Annotated in this window: 12 protein-coding genes and 2 tRNA genes; 8 read left to right on the top strand and 6 right to left on the bottom strand. The window is 56.3% G+C overall.

Going from position 1 to position 14,014, the window contains the following annotated elements; all coding sequences use genetic code 11:
* Window positions 1-49: 49 nt before the first annotated feature.
* Window positions 50-2,911 (top strand): two-component system sensor histidine kinase RcsC, encoded by a 2,862-nt coding sequence (rcsC, locus tag ACTJJ6_RS05505; RefSeq protein ID WP_028127741.1) that lies wholly within the window; start codon window positions 50-52, stop codon window positions 2,909-2,911.
* A 61-nt stretch (window positions 2,912-2,972) separates the two neighbouring features.
* Here the strand turns inward: rcsC and rcsB are convergent, their stop codons facing one another.
* Genes rcsB through ACTJJ6_RS05485 form a run of 4 tightly spaced genes read right to left on the bottom strand, consistent with a single transcriptional unit; the run spans window position 2,973 to window position 7,955 of the window.
* Complete coding sequence (gene rcsB, locus ACTJJ6_RS05500; protein ID WP_004935900.1) at window positions 2,973-3,623, bottom strand: response regulator transcription factor RcsB; 651 nt, start codon at window positions 3,621-3,623, stop codon at window positions 2,973-2,975.
* Window positions 3,616-6,318 (bottom strand): phosphotransferase RcsD, encoded by a 2,703-nt coding sequence (rcsD, locus tag ACTJJ6_RS05495; RefSeq protein WP_164053663.1) that lies wholly within the window; start codon window positions 6,316-6,318, stop codon window positions 3,616-3,618. Before rcsD ends, rcsB begins: the two co-directional genes overlap by 8 nt.
* A gap of 20 nt (window positions 6,319-6,338) precedes the next feature.
* Complete coding sequence (locus tag ACTJJ6_RS05490) at window positions 6,339-7,493, bottom strand: MFS transporter (protein WP_048324445.1); 1,155 nt, start codon at window positions 7,491-7,493, stop codon at window positions 6,339-6,341.
* A 54-nt stretch (window positions 7,494-7,547) separates the two neighbouring features.
* The gene (locus tag ACTJJ6_RS05485) at window positions 7,548-7,955 is read right to left on the bottom strand and encodes a DUF4186 domain-containing protein (protein WP_028127740.1); all 408 of its coding nucleotides are present in this window, start codon (window positions 7,953-7,955) and stop codon (window positions 7,548-7,550) included.
* A gap of 695 nt (window positions 7,956-8,650) precedes the next feature.
* Between ACTJJ6_RS05485 and ompC the strand changes: the two genes are divergently transcribed.
* Both ompC and ACTJJ6_RS05475 read left to right on the top strand, forming a co-directional pair.
* Window positions 8,651-9,781 (top strand): porin OmpC, encoded by a 1,131-nt coding sequence (gene ompC / locus ACTJJ6_RS05480; RefSeq protein WP_028127739.1) that lies wholly within the window; start codon window positions 8,651-8,653, stop codon window positions 9,779-9,781.
* A 152-nt stretch (window positions 9,782-9,933) separates the two neighbouring features.
* Window positions 9,934-10,350, top strand: coding sequence for a VOC family protein (locus ACTJJ6_RS05475; RefSeq protein ID WP_079450283.1), 417 nt, complete (start codon window positions 9,934-9,936; stop codon window positions 10,348-10,350).
* Here ACTJJ6_RS05475 and ACTJJ6_RS05470 read toward each other — a convergent pair.
* Window positions 10,344-10,922: a TetR/AcrR family transcriptional regulator gene (locus ACTJJ6_RS05470; RefSeq protein WP_440803212.1), complete on the bottom strand. Its 579-nt coding sequence runs from the start codon at window positions 10,920-10,922 to the stop codon at window positions 10,344-10,346. The genes ACTJJ6_RS05475 and ACTJJ6_RS05470 overlap by 7 nt on opposite strands.
* Window positions 10,923-11,028: 106 nt before the next feature.
* On the opposite strand from ACTJJ6_RS05470, the gene ACTJJ6_RS05465 reads away from it, so the two are divergent.
* From ACTJJ6_RS05465 to ACTJJ6_RS05450, 4 genes are all read left to right on the top strand, one after another.
* Window positions 11,029-11,496 carry a nuclear transport factor 2 family protein gene (locus ACTJJ6_RS05465; protein WP_197817739.1) on the top strand — a complete coding sequence of 156 codons (468 nt, stop codon included), beginning with the start codon at window positions 11,029-11,031 and terminating at the stop codon, window positions 11,494-11,496.
* Between the two features lie 127 nt (window positions 11,497-11,623).
* Window positions 11,624-11,953 (top strand): osmotically-inducible lipoprotein OsmE, encoded by a 330-nt coding sequence (osmE, locus tag ACTJJ6_RS05460; RefSeq protein ID WP_004935874.1) that lies wholly within the window; start codon window positions 11,624-11,626, stop codon window positions 11,951-11,953.
* 157 nt (window positions 11,954-12,110) lie between these two features.
* Window positions 12,111-12,198: transfer RNA gene (locus ACTJJ6_RS05455), tRNA-Ser, on the top strand.
* A 6-nt stretch (window positions 12,199-12,204) separates the two neighbouring features.
* A tRNA-Thr gene (locus tag ACTJJ6_RS05450) sits at window positions 12,205-12,280 on the top strand.
* A gap of 75 nt (window positions 12,281-12,355) precedes the next feature.
* Here ACTJJ6_RS05450 and ACTJJ6_RS05445 read toward each other — a convergent pair.
* On the bottom strand, window positions 12,356-13,033 hold the full coding sequence (locus ACTJJ6_RS05445) for a S24 family peptidase (protein WP_049299858.1): 678 nt from the start codon (window positions 13,031-13,033) through the stop codon (window positions 12,356-12,358).
* Window positions 13,034-13,275: 242 nt separating this feature from the next.
* On the opposite strand from ACTJJ6_RS05445, the gene ACTJJ6_RS05440 reads away from it, so the two are divergent.
* Complete coding sequence (locus tag ACTJJ6_RS05440; RefSeq protein WP_016926941.1) at window positions 13,276-13,638, top strand: antiterminator Q family protein; 363 nt, start codon at window positions 13,276-13,278, stop codon at window positions 13,636-13,638.
* The last annotated feature ends 376 nt before the right edge of the window (window positions 13,639-14,014 follow it).

Raw genomic sequence — 14,014 nt, 5'->3', positions numbered from 1 at the left:
CCGCGCCGGCGACAACGCGCGCCGTCACTGACTTTCGTATGGTATCCGATTGAAATACTTAGCCTCTTTTCGAACTACGCTGAAAATATCCCGCTACTTGTTCCGGGTGCTGGCGATTTTGCTGTGGTCGTTGGGGGCGCTGCTCACCACCTTTTATATTCTGAATATCCTGCATCAGAAAGAATCTGACATCCGCCAGGAGTACAACCTCAACTTCGATCAGGCGCAGGGCTACATCCGCCATTCCGCCGACATCATCCGCGACATCAAGTATATGGCGGAGAATCGCCTCAACGGTTCGGTCAGCAGCCTGGACATGTTCAGCGGCGTGTTTCCCGGCAAAGGCAGCCCGCCGCAATTCTTTCCGCTGTACCCGGAGTCCAACTGCACGCTGAGCACCACCTACCGCAGTTCGCTCGATTCGCTGAGCGGCCTGATCCAGTATTGGAAAGAGAACTTCGTGGCGGCCTACGATCTTAACCGGGTGTTCTTCATCGGCGGCGACAGCCTGTGTATGGCGGAATTCGGCGGCGGCAATGCGAGCGCCAATCGGGAAAACGTGCTGAAGTCCCTGCATGAGCGCATTCTGAAATACCGCAACGCCAAGAATCTGGACAAAGACAACAACCTGTATTGGATCAGCCCCAGCGCGCAGCGGCCCGACATCGGTTATCTGTATGTGCTGACCCCTCTCTATATCGGTAATAAGCTGGAGGCGCTGCTGGGCATCGAGCAAACCGTCCGGCTGGAAGATTTCGTCACCGCCGGCAGCCTGCCGATCGGCGTCACGCTGTTGGATGAGAACAACGAGCCGGTGCTGCGTCTGGCGGACGGCGATCGCTATGCCGCTGCGCTCAATAGCTACCCCGAAGAGCATGCTTACTTCGGTTATGTCGACAATTACCGCGACCTGATCCTGAAGAAAGCGTTGCCGCCTTCATCGCTGAGCATCGTTTATGCGCTGCCGGTGAAAAGCGTGGTGGAACGCTTCAAGATGCTGATCCTCAACGCGCTGTTGCTGAACCTGTTATCGGCTATCGTGCTGTTCACGCTGGCCTGGCTGTTTGAGCGCAAGATGTTCTTGCCGGCGGAGGAGAACGCCTTCCGTCTGGAAGAACACGAGCAGTTCAACCGCAAGATTGTCGCCTCGGCGCCGGTGGGCATCTGCATCCTGCGTATCAGCGACGGCACCAATATCCTGAGTAACGAACTGGCGCATAACTACATCAACCTGTTGACCCACGAAGATCGCGATCGCATTACGCGCATCATTTGCGAACAGCAGGCGAATTTCGTCGATGTGATGACCAGCAACAACAACAACCTGCAGATCAGCTTTGTCCACTCGCGCTACCGCAACGAAGAGGTGGCGATCTGCGTGCTGGTGGACGTCAGCGCGCGCGTGAAGATGGAAGAGTCGCTGCAGGAGATGGCGGCGGCAGCGGAGCAGGCCAGCCAGTCCAAATCGATGTTCCTGGCCACCGTCAGCCATGAGTTGCGCACGCCGCTGTACGGCATTATCGGCAACCTCGATTTGCTGCAGACCAAGGCGCTGCCGCAAGGGGTCGATCGGCTGGTCAACGCGATGAATAACTCTTCCGGCCTGCTGCTGAAAATCATCAGCGATATTCTCGATTTCTCCAAAATCGAGTCCGAACAGCTGAAGATCGAACCGCGCGAGTTCTCCTGCCTGGAGGTGATCACCCATATCGCCGGCAACTATTTGCCGCTGGTGGTGAAGAAACGTCTGGGGCTGTACTGCTTTATCGAACAGAACGTGCCGGAGCGCATTTTCGGCGATCCGGTGCGGCTGCAGCAGGTGCTCTCCAACCTGGTGAACAACGCCATCAAGTTCACCGATACCGGCTGTATCGTGCTGCAGGTCTGCACCCGCGGCAGCTACCTGGAGTTCAGCGTGCGCGATACCGGCGTCGGCATCCCGGAGAAGGAAATCTCGCGCCTGTTCGATCCGTTCTTCCAGGTGGGGACCGGCGTGCAGCGCCACTTCCAGGGAACCGGCTTGGGGCTGGCGATCTGCGAGAAGTTGGTCAACCTGATGGACGGCGACGTCTCCGTCGAGTCCGAACCGGGGCTGGGCAGCTTGTTCAGCATTCGCATTCCATTGTTTAACGCCCAGTTCCCGATCCCGCAGGCCAGCGATACCTGGCAGGGCCGGCGGCTGTGGCTGGATATCCGCAATCAGCGCCTGGAAAGTTACCTGATGGCGATTCTGGGCGGCTACGGCGCCGATATCCAGCGCTATGACGGGCAGGATACCGCCGCCGGCGAGGTGATGCTCAGCGATTACCCGCTGATGATGAACACGCCGCTGCTGGCTCAGATCCAATTCTCCACCGAACATATCGGTCCATCGCAGGAAACCCGGCCGGGCTATTGGATGCACAGCACCTCTACGCCGCGTGAAACGCTGACCTTAATCAACCGGTTGTTCGGCGTCGGCAACGGCGCGGCAGAGGCGCTGGTGCAACTGCCGGTGCCCGCCAAGGCCAGTGCGGCGGACAACGGCGATATTTATCTGCTGGTGGTTGACGATCATCCGATCAACCGTCGCCTGCTTTCCGATCAGCTGGGGTCGCTGGGGTATCAGGTGGTGACCGCCAATGATGGCGTCGACGCGCTCGGCGTGCTGAAACAGCACCACGTCGATATTGTGCTGACCGACGTCAATATGCCGAACATGGACGGCTATCGTCTGACGCAGACCCTGCGGCAGATGCAGTTCAGTGCGCCGGTGATTGGCGTGACGGCGAACGCGTTGGCGGAAGAGAAACAGCGCTGCCTCGAGGCGGGCATGGATAATTGCCTGTCGAAGCCGGTCACGCTGGAGACGCTGGAGCAGACGCTGGCATATTACAGCCAACGGGTACGCTACAACCGCAGCGAGGTCTGAAAAGCAAACAGGCACGGCGGATGCCGTGCCTGTTTGGCGTTAACCTGCCGTGAGGCGGGCTTTAGTCTTTGTCCAACGGCGTCATGCTGACGGACGAGAGGTAGTTGAGCAGGGCGATGTCGTTTTCGACGCCCAGCTTCATCATCGCCGATTTCTTCTGGCTGCTGATGGTTTTGATGCTGCGGTTGAGTTTCTTGGCGATTTCGGTCACCAGGAAACCTTCGGCGAACAGACGCAGCACTTCGCTCTCTTTCGGCGACAGGCGTTTGTCGCCATAGCCGCTGGCGCTGATCTTCTCCAGCAGTTTGGAGACGCTTTCCGGCGTGAACTTCTTGCCTTTTTGCAGGGCGGCCAGCGCCTTCGGCAGATCGGTCGGCGCGCCTTGTTTCAGCACGATGCCTTCGATATCCAGATCCAATACCGCGCTCAGGATCGCCGGGTTGTTGTTCATGGTCAGCACGATGATCGACAACTGCGGATAGTGGCGCTTGATGTATTTAATCAGCGTGATGCCGTCGCCATACTTGTCACCCGGCATCGACAGATCGGTGATCAGCACGTTGGCGTCCAGCTTGGACAGATTGTTGATCAGTGCGGTTGAGTCTTCGAACTCCCCAACGACATTCACCCATTCAATTTGCTCAAGTGACTTCCGGATGCCAAACAGTACGATAGGATGGTCATCAGCAATAATTACGTTCAGGTTATTCATGTTGTTGGCTACCTTGCTTCAGCAGTCTGCTGACGAAAAAATCAATCTGACTGATGTTATTCTCGATCTCGGGCGCATCACCTTCTGCGATGCGCTGTTCTAACGATTCGCACAGCTGCTTGCCGGGAAGCAGATTTAACATGGCAAACACGCCTTTCAGGCGGTGTGCGGTTTGTGACAGCGCATTGAAATCACTGCTGCCCGCCTCAGTATACAGTTTTTTGACATCGTCGGGTACTGTATCGACAAACAGCCCATAGTAATCACTTGATTTCAATTGTTTTTCATAGAGTTGGATATCTTCTGAGCTCAATGAAAGCGGGCTTTCTTCCTGTTCCAGCGCGGCCATTTGCTGTTCGATCAGCATCAGCACGGCGTCGATTAAAGCGCCGTTCAGATTATAGTTCACCCGAATGTAGCGTTTATCCAGCGCTTGCCAGCCCGGTTCATCGGTCGCCAGCAACAGGGTGTAATCATCGGCGCGCTGCGGGTTATCGGTCAGCAGCACGTCATAATCGCGGTTGACCGCGCGATCTTCGGCGACGAGGCAGTCGGCGCCGTAGGCCTGCAGCAGACGAGTCACGATGCCGCGCACTTCATCCGACGTAACGTCCAGCAAGGCGGTGACGCCGTCGAGCAGCTTTTCCTGCTCCTTCGACTCTTTTTTCTCCATCTCCATGGCGACGCGAATGGTGTAGCGAGTGCCGATATCCACCTTGCTGCGAATGTCCAACTGGCCGTTAAGCTTCTTGCACAGCTGATTGCACAGGAAGAACGTGAGGCCGGAACCGTGGTTGAAGCGATCCACCAGCGTCTGGCTGAGGAACGGATAGTTAAGGTTGCTGATCTCTTCGTTGGAGATGCCGGAGCCGGTGTCGTTGATTTGGAAAATCAGGCGGTCAGGGTGCTCGGGCTCATGGTCGATAACCAGAGAAACCTTGCCGCAGGCGGTGGTGATAATGGCGTAATGCACCAGCAGCGAGATCACCTTGCGCAGCGCGTTGGCGTCGCCGATATAGTTCTGCTCGACGTCCAGCTGGAAATGCTTGAACAGCGCCAGCCCCTTCTGATTAAGGGCAGGCAGGGCCTCCAGCAGCAACTCGTCGATCATCTCCGTCGGGTTGAACGGCTCGCGCGTGGGTTGCCAGTCCTGGGTTTCCAGCCGGGTCAGCAGGGTGATGTTATCGATCAACTCCAGCACCGAAGCCGACGCCGCCGTCAGCTGGCCCAGCAGAGCTTGCTGTTGTTCCTCATCCGGCCGGCTGTGCAGACGGTCGACCAGATCGTGCATCTTGCGTACCGGCTGATTCAGCTCGATGCCAAGATTGTGCAGCATCAGCTTGCGCGCCTGAACGTTTTTGTCGTATTCGCGCCGCGCCTGCTGCAGCCGCTTGTTCACCATCACCTCTTTATCCTGATCGTGCATCAGGAACAGGTAGGTGTCCGGCGACAGCTGGCTGCGGAAAATGCGGATTTCATACACCTCGTTGTTGACCGTCGCCTGGATCACCCCGTGATGCTGTTCGGCCATATGGGCGATCTTTTGCAGGCTGAGGTGCGGCAGCAGGTGCTCGGCGATTTTGTTGCTGGCGATCACCGTATTGTTGGCGAAGCTGTAGACCAGCAGGCCGGAGGGCAGGCTGGAGATGATCTCCTGATTCAGCGCGCGCTCGGCCTCCAGCTCTACCGCCATGTTTTCGCTCGGGCGAATGTACTGGCGGCGGATAAAGTAGATGCTCAGCATCGACAGCGCCAGCAGCAGCAAGTTGACTGCGATCAGCCAGATGTTGTTGCGCAGCAGATCGATGGCCAGATTGATGGCCGAAACGCGATACACCACCTTCAGCGGCGCATTGGGCAGAGCGGCGCTGAACTCCACCCAGCCACCGCTCATCGTCGCATGGGTACCGAGGACGGTGTCCGCCGGGATGGCGCTATCGTCGAGATCGACATCGTCCGGCAGCAGCAGGAAATTGGCGCGGGCCAGATTGGCCGGAATGATGTCGTTGATTGGCAAATCGAAGGCGATCACCGTCGCCAGATGCCCCGGCTGATTGAACGTGGTGCGAATCGAGAACGAATAGGCGTTCTGGAAGCGCTGCTTGCGCAGGTCGGAAAAGCTCTCGCGTTCGTCGAGCATATTGGCCTGTTGCAGCATCTCGGCGCGGCGTTCGTCCGCCGAGGTGGTCAGGTAGCTTTCCCGAAAGCGCGAAGCCAGCTCTTTGAGCGGCTGGGTGGTGATCAGGCTGAGGCTATTGTCCTGACCATTGAGGTAATACATGGCGTAGTTCTCGGTCTTGGCGCCCCAGCGGGTGTCCAGGTAGTCCGAGATATTGGCGATCATCGCCAGCGTGTTTTCGTCATGGCTGCCGAAGATCACCGCGTCGGTTTTCTTGTGCGGTTTCTCGACATAATAGACATCGGGCCGCAGGCGGGTTTCCTGCAAACCGGGATCGACATTCTGCGCCGGCGCATTGCCGAATTTGTCATAGACCTGATAAGTCATATAGCGGTAGGCATCGATACGCTTTTGCAGCGAACCGGCGATGCTGTTCAGCGTGTACTTCTTTTCCGCCAGCCAGGCGTTGGTGTAGTTGTAGCCATACAGGCCGATGCCGATCGTCAGCAGCACGATAAACAGCAGGAAGCAGCGGGTAATGTTGCTGGAGCTTATGGTCAATTGTTTATTTTGCATAGTGGCTGCGCATTCCTGAATCAGCGAGTGACGGCCCTGGCGCTGGCGGCCACCGCCAACAGCAGAACGGCTACGCAAGCGAAGGCCGCCGTCAGGCTGGAAAACTGAGCGATGAAGCCGATCAACGCCGGGCCGGCCAGAATACCGGCATAGCCGACGGTAGTGACGGAGGCGATCGCCAAATTGGCCGGCATGTCGCGCTGGTTGCCTGCGGCGCTGAACAGGATCGGTACGACGTTCGAGGCGCCCAGCCCGACCAGCATGAAACCGACCAGCGAAACGGTCGCGTGATTGAAGGCGATGGCCAGGCTCAGGCCGAGAGCGGCGCACAGGCTGCCCAGCAGCAGCACCCGGTAGCGGCCCAGCGAGTTCACCACCCGATCGCCATTGAGCCGGCCGAGCGTCATGGTGATGGAAAACAGCGCATAGCCCAGACCGGCCTGACTGTGTTCGACGCCGCGCAATGTGGTGAGAAACAGCGCGCTCCAGTCGAGCATCGATCCTTCCGCCAGAAACATGATAAAGCACAGAATGCCGATGAACATCACCCAGCCGCGCGGCAAGACGAACATCGGCCCGCCGTCATCGGCGCCGCTCTCACGCAGCAGATGGCGGCTGGCCAGCGTCAGCAGCGCGATCACCGCCAGCACGGTGAGCAGGGTGGATTGCAGCGGCGTCAGCCCCAGCCACAGCAGCGCGCTGACGCCGCCGGCGCCGGCAATGCCGCCGATGCTGAAGAAACCGTGAAAACCGGACATCATCGCCTTGCCGCTGGCGCGTTCGACGATCACCGCCTGCACGTTCATCGCTACGTCGATCATGCCGATCGCCGCACCGAACAGCAGCAGCGCCGCGGCCATGCCGCCGAGGGAATCCATTAGCGCCAATAGCGGCAGATCGATGCACAACCCGAGCCCGGCCATCAGGATCACCGCACGGCAACCCAGTTTGCCGGTCAGGAAACCGGTCAGCGGCATCGCCAGCATGGAGCCGGCGCCGATACAGAGCAGCAACAGGCCGAGCGAGCCATCATCGATACCGATGCGCGCTTTGGCGAAGGGGACCAGCGGCGCCCAGGCGGCCATGCCGAGACCGGCGACGAAAAAGGCCAGACGGGTGGCGATCTGTTGAGGAACGCCGGGCGTTTGCTGTTCATTGCACAAGGTGGCTGTCATGTAAGCGTCAGGATCTTGGGTCAAAAGAATGGTGAAAGTTACTGACAGTTTTTATCACAATCCGCGATCCGGGTCGAAAATATTCGTGCCCGACACATCCCCGGCGCCGCCTCTGCGCACCAGCCACAGCGCGATAACCTGGACAATATAGTCCTTTTGCTGCTCGTCCAGTGCGACGCCTTGCGCTATGCCGTGCCACTTTTCCAGACAGCCGCGGCAGCAGGTGGCAGTGGCATGCTGGGCGACGAACACCGGGTGGCCACGCATCGGGGTTTGCTTGCCGTCGTTTTTAGGATGGGCGGCGGCCAGGCGGCGGTCGATAAAATCGCGGGCATGGCTGAGGATCAGCGGCAATCCCTTGCCATCGAGATAAGTCTGGTCTTTGGCATTTAAACGGAAGCGAGCGCGGAAGGGGGAACTTTGCAGCCGCCGCCACAGCACGTCGGGTTGAAAGGGCATCATGAATTTTACTCGCTGAAGGTGCGCTTTTTTCAGATTACCAGAACTGAAACTCGGCGGCTAATGGTGCCTGCGGCGGGAAATAATTGATGCGATAAAGCACGAAATGAAAAGCAAGTTCAATTTGTAGACTAAAATAAGGAAAAAGATTAGCAATTAGTGCGAAAGTGAATTAATGAAACTATATCATTAGGTTATTTATTTGCGTGCTATTTGTACGGGCTGAAATTGTGAGGAGAGTATGGAGGAAAATAAAAAACCGGCCAGAAGCCGGTTAAAGGAATGCAGAAATTATCTTCGGATAATGAAGGTAATAATGAAAATAATGATGATAGCGAGGTGATTATAGCGGCTGCGTGTGGGCTGCGTTTTGGCACAATGTGCTTATTGTCTGGCTCAATTGTATGGTTGGCTTTTTTTTCTTAAAGATATGTATAACTACATGATTTTTTATCAATTAATCTATTCTTTGTCTTTAAGTGCTTTATTTTGTTTGTCTGTAATGTTTTGTGAAAGTTCGCGCGTATTTACATTTTGAAACCTTTATTAATTACAATGAAACACTATCGGATACTTGGTATCATTTTCTTTCTGGATTAATATAACCCTTGTTACCAGAATGGTAATGCACAGTCGTGCTAATAATGCTCGAAAAGGGCAGTGGCCGTAGCTCGACATAATTAACGAGGATAATAACGATGAAACTTCGAGTACTCTCTCTGATGGTACCCGCACTGCTGGTTGCAGGCACAGCAGGCGCGGCGGAAATCTACAACAAAGACGGTAATAAACTGGATTTGTACGGTAAAGTCGACGGTCTTCACTATTTCTCCAGCGACAACGGCGTGGACGGCGATCAGTCTTATATGCGTTTTGGCCTGCGCGGCGAAACGCAAATCAGCGATCAGCTGACCGGTTACGGCCAGTGGGAATATCAGGCGAACCTGAATCACGCTGAAAGCCAGGACAACAAGAACTTCACCCGTTACGGCTTCGCCGGTCTGAAATTCGGCGACTACGGCTCCTTCGACTACGGCCGTAACACCGGCGTGCTGTACGACGTCGCGGCGTATACCGACTTGCAGCCTGAGTTCGACGGTATGACCTACGGCGCCGACCAGTTCATGTTCCAGCGTTCCAGCGGCCTGGCGACCTACCGTAACAACGACTTCTTCGGTCTGGTTGACGGCCTGAACTTCGCCCTGCAGTACCAGGGTAAAAACGGCAACGGCGAAGAGACCAACAACGGTCGTGACGTTCTGGGCCAAAACGGCGAAGGCTACGGCATGTCCATGAGCTATGACATGGGCTACGGCATCAGCGCGGCTGGCGCCTTCTTTAACTCTCGCCGCACCAGCGAGCAGAACGGCGCCGGCGCGTACCGCAATATTATGGGCCGCGGCGACAAGGCCGAAGGCTACTCCGGCGGTCTGAAATATGACGCCAACGACGTCTATCTGGCGGTGATGTTCACCCAGTCCTACAACGCGGCGCGTTTCGGCAGCTCCGACAGCAGCGTTTACGGCTACGCCAACAAGGCGCAGAGCTTCGAAGCCTATGCGCACTACCAGTTCGACTTCGGTCTGCGTCCGTTCGTCGGCTATAACCAGACCAAAGGTAAAGACCTGGGCCGCGCCGGTAACGGCAAGGACTACGGCGATCAAGATCTGGTCAAATTTGTCGACCTGGGTGCGACCTACTTCTTCAACAAAAACATGTCCACCTATGTTGATTACAAAATCAACCTGGTGGACAACAACGATTTCACCGACGCTGCCGGCATCAACACCGACAACGTGGTTGCCGTGGGCCTGGTTTACCAGTTCTAAGCACCAGCGTGTGAATGACACAGCGCGGCCTTTGGGCCGCGTTTTTTTTTGCTGGTAAAAAGCACGGATTGATCCGTTGTCGGCTCGGGAAGCGCTTCGGAGCGCCTCTGTTCGACCTACGCTGTCAGAACGGAAAACAGAGCGGAGGTGATATGGAACTCAAGATCGACAAGGTGATCGAAACGGTGCTGTACGTCAGCGATATTGAACGCGCGGACGCTTTTTACCGGGAGGTGCTGAAGCTGCCGACGATGGCCGCCAATGAACGGTTTCGCGCCTACAACGTCGGCGATCGGAGCGTACTGTTGCTGTTTATCGAAGGTGATTCGCTGCGCGGGGCGCACTATCCGACCGGGTTTATTCCTGCGCACGATGGCGTGGGGCCGGCGCATATCGGGCTGGCGGTGACGAAAGAGCAACTGCCGCATTGGGAACGGCATCTGGTGGACAACGGCGTGGAGATTGAGGGGCGGATGCGCTGGGAACACGGCGGGGAGAGCATTTATTTTCGCGATCCCGACGCCCACCTGTTGGAACTGGTGACGCCGGGCATTTGGGCGAATTACTGATCGAACCCGCCTTGCGCCAACATCTCCAACGCGGCATTCAGCACCTGCAGCGCGGCCTGCGGTTGCCGCTCTATCTGCACTCTGACGATGGCGCCGTCGATCAGCATCGCCAGCATTGCCGCCCGCTGTTCCCGCTGTGGGCCGGCGGGCAGGTGACGCGCCAGTTCATCCGCCATTTGTCGCTTATGCCGGTCGGCGATTTGCAGGCTTTCCGGCAGCAGATCGGCGATTTCCACCGCCGTATTGATAAACGCGCAGCCGCGAAAGCGCGGATCGTCGAACCATTCCGCCAGGCAGGGCGCCAGCGCCGGCAGCAACCCGCCGGTTTGTGCCACATGGCGATCCAGCGCTGTGCTGAACCAGGTGAGCCACTGCTGGTGGCGATAGGCCAAAAACGCCGTAATCAAATCGTTCTTGCTGGGAAAGTGGCGGTAAAACGTCACCTTAGTGACGCCTGATTCTTTGATGATGCGATCGATGCCGGTGGCGCGGATCCCTTCCTGATAAAACAGATCGTGAGCCGTCAGCAGGATGCGCTGGCGGGCGGGTAAGGTATTGCGATCGACGGTCATCATTTTCTCCAAGCTATTTTCGAGTGATTGTAGACAACTCTGTCTACATGCGCTAGCGTAATGATGTAGACAGAATTGTCTACATGCCTTCACTCAGGAGATAAGCATGAGCATTAAACCCCCATTGCCGCCTTTTACCCGCGAATCCGCTATCGAGAAGGTGCGGCTGGCGGAGGATGCCTGGAACAGCCGCGATCCTGAGCGGGTGTCGCAGGTGTATTCCCTCGATACCCACTGGCGTAACCGCGCGGAATTTGTCGACGGCCGCGCGGCGGTGGTCGCATTTTTGCAACGTAAGTGGGCGAAAGAGCTGGAGTATCGGCTGATTAAGGAACTGTGGGCGTTTGACGGCGCGCGCATCGCGGTGCGTTTCGCCTATGAGTGGCGCGACGATTCCGGCAACTGGTATCGCAGCTTCGGCAATGAAAACTGGGGGTTCAATCAGGAGGGGCTGATGATTAACCGCCATGCCTGCATCAACGACATGCCGATTCGCGAACAGGATCGGCGTTTTCATTGGCCACTCGGTCGGCGCCCGGACGATGTCCCGTCGCTGAGCGATTTCGGCTTTTGAATCCGATGTCGTGCCCGCGCCGGCCGATCGCGAGAAAAAGCGCACCGATCGACAAACGGGAATTTGTAGAAAAGCCTTTCCGCTTCTAGACTTAGGGGACAACAAACGTACTCCAAGAGGACAAGCTATGACGAAGAAGTTGGTTTTGGCCGTCGGTACTGCGGCGGTATTTTCCATTCTTGCCGGCTGCACCGCCTATGACCGTGCAACCAGTTATGTCAATGAGCCGGTGGTCAGCGATGTCAAAGTAGGGATGACCAAGCAGCAGGTGCGGGCGATTGCCGGTCCGCCGTCGACGTCCGCCACGCTGATTCATGCGCAAGGCACTTGCGATACCTATGCGGTCGCGCCGCGCGATGGCAAAGTGCAAACGTACTTTGTCAGCTACAACGACACGGGCCATGTCATGAACAAGGGCTATCAAACCTGTTCCGACTACGATTCGCAGCCGAAGTAAACGCGTTTCAGCCGAACATAAAAGCCTCGCTTTCGCGGGGCTTTTCATTTTTTAAGCGTTTAAGGCTTGAAGTTTAGGCAACCGCACCGCCCATGCCATTTTTTTGCATCAAAATGATAGACATTTCATAACGGTATCGCTAATATCAGCGCCCATTGGAAGGATGGCCGAGTGGTTTAAGGCAACGGTCTTGAAAACCGTCGAGTGTAACAGCTCCCAGAGTTCGAATCTCTGTCCTTCCGCCAAATTCAGCCGGCTTAGCTCAGTAGGTAGAGCAACTGACTTGTAATCAGTAGGTCACCAGTTCGATTCCGGTAGCCGGCACCATGAGTGCCAAAAAACCGCCAGCCGCAAGGTTGGCGGTTTTTTGCTTTACGCGGTTCTCAACGCGGCGCGCAGGGACTAGGGCAGCCAGGCGCCAAGCACCACCCCGATAATCGCGTACTCATCGGCATTCTGCGCCGGGCAACCCGGCATGCTTCCCTTAAGCCATCGATGCCCGGCTTCCTCGACATACCTTCTAAAGACGAGCTCCGCGCTGTCACAGCGTTTCGCTATCACCTTATCGCCGGACACGAGCTCGGTTATGCCGGCAGTAACGGGTTCGACAAGTATCAAGGCGCCCTTTGGGTAATTGGCGCCGGCAGAGCCGTTCATCGTGTTATCCCGCACCGGCAACCAGTAGGCCTGAGCGCTGCATTGCACCATCGCCGGGTAGTGGACGGTCGTTCCTTTGCGCAGCTGTTCATGAGACAACGGCAATGTCCACGTCAGCAGCGGCAGCGTTTTACCCAAGGCCTGCGAAGTCTTCTGCCTGACGGGGCGTAGCCCGATTTGCTCCAGGCCATCCAGCCAGCCGATTTGCACGGCGAAGTACTGTTCAATCCTTCGCGCCATGTCGCCACTGATGCCCTTTTTGCCTTTCTTGCCCGGCGGGTAGAGCAGGCGAGAGACATAGTCAGCGGCAATACCGAGCGCCTCCGCAAGGCGCTTTTGCCCCCCGACGCCGAGGTTATCGATCAGGATGATCAGGCGCTCTCGCCGCATCTCCTGGAGGTGCATTTTTTGCTCGTTTTTCATGAGGCCATCGTACCTAAATTTACCTGCAGGTAAATGGATTTTCGCTATTGAAAAAAAGATACCTCTGGGTATACTTGGATACTGTTTATTTATACAGTATTTGGTGTAATGCCCTCGGCGAGCACGCCGGGCGGAGCGGTTGTTGCGTGTTGGCGCACGCCGAGCAGAAGAGCGGCTCGACCGACGTCGGTCAACGACATGGAGCCCTGGCGATGTGGCAAACGCCCAAAGGAGGTGGAAGCATGAGAGATATGAATGAAGTGTTGGAGCGGTGGGGCGTATGGGCCAGGGATAATAGCGGCATCGATTATTCCCCCATTGCTGCCGGGTTCAGAGGGCTGTTGTCCTATAAATCGAAAGGCGAGCGTTCCTGTTGCGATGATGATGGCCTGGTGATCGACGGTTGCGTGGGCAGATTGAAGAAATACAAACCCGAAGAGTTCGATCTCATCATTGCCCACCATGTTTATGGTATATCTCTGCGTAAGATCGCCCTGAAAAGGAAATGTTCAGACGGTACGATACGCAAAGAGATGCAAACGGCGGAAGGGTTCATCGGGGGATGCCTGGCGATGTTGGATATAAAGTTGACTATGGATCGCTAAAACGGCTGCCGTTGAAGTTGATGAGGGTTTATTTCTCGTTTCACTGTGACATCAGGAATAATAATAGCGTATGCGCGTTGCAATAATTTAAAAAAAGACTCACGCGTACGCAAATAAGCGCGTAACCTGATAAAACTGAGTCGTTACCGGCGCCGCCGCACGATAGCCAAACCTCGCTCCGGCGGGGTTTTTTTTATAATAAAAGACTCACGCGTACGCAAATAAACGCGTAATCTGATAAAACTGAGTCGTTGCCGGCGCCGCCGCACGATAACTAAACCTCGCTCCGGCGGGGTTTTGTTTTTTTTATAATAAAAGACTCACGCGTACGCAAATAAACGCGTAATCTGATAAAACTGAGTCGTTGCCGGCGCCG

This window comes from Serratia sp. 22278, from assembly GCF_052045405.1.
Taxonomy (GTDB): domain Bacteria; phylum Pseudomonadota; class Gammaproteobacteria; order Enterobacterales; family Enterobacteriaceae; genus Serratia; species Serratia marcescens.
Note: the sequence above shows the minus strand (reverse complement) of the source record. Positions and strands in the feature narration are given on the sequence as shown.

Coding starts and splice junctions, on each gene's coding strand:
- rcsB (WP_004935900.1), bottom strand. CDS start 3,623: ATGAATAACCTGAACGTAATTATTGCTGATGACCATCCTATCGTACTG.
- rcsD (WP_164053663.1), bottom strand. CDS start 6,318: ATGCAAAATAAACAATTGACCATAAGCTCCAGCAACATTACCCGCTGC.
- ACTJJ6_RS05490 (WP_048324445.1), bottom strand. CDS start 7,493: ATGACAGCCACCTTGTGCAATGAACAGCAAACGCCCGGCGTTCCTCAA.
- ACTJJ6_RS05485 (WP_028127740.1), bottom strand. CDS start 7,955: ATGATGCCCTTTCAACCCGACGTGCTGTGGCGGCGGCTGCAAAGTTCC.
- ompC (WP_028127739.1), top strand. CDS start 8,651: ATGAAACTTCGAGTACTCTCTCTGATGGTACCCGCACTGCTGGTTGCA.
- ACTJJ6_RS05475 (WP_079450283.1), top strand. CDS start 9,934: ATGGAACTCAAGATCGACAAGGTGATCGAAACGGTGCTGTACGTCAGC.
- ACTJJ6_RS05470 (WP_440803212.1), bottom strand. CDS start 10,922: ATGACCGTCGATCGCAATACCTTACCCGCCCGCCAGCGCATCCTGCTG.
- ACTJJ6_RS05465 (WP_197817739.1), top strand. CDS start 11,029: ATGAGCATTAAACCCCCATTGCCGCCTTTTACCCGCGAATCCGCTATC.
- osmE (WP_004935874.1), top strand. CDS start 11,624: ATGACGAAGAAGTTGGTTTTGGCCGTCGGTACTGCGGCGGTATTTTCC.
- ACTJJ6_RS05445 (WP_049299858.1), bottom strand. CDS start 13,033: ATGAAAAACGAGCAAAAAATGCACCTCCAGGAGATGCGGCGAGAGCGC.
- ACTJJ6_RS05440 (WP_016926941.1), top strand. CDS start 13,276: ATGAGAGATATGAATGAAGTGTTGGAGCGGTGGGGCGTATGGGCCAGG.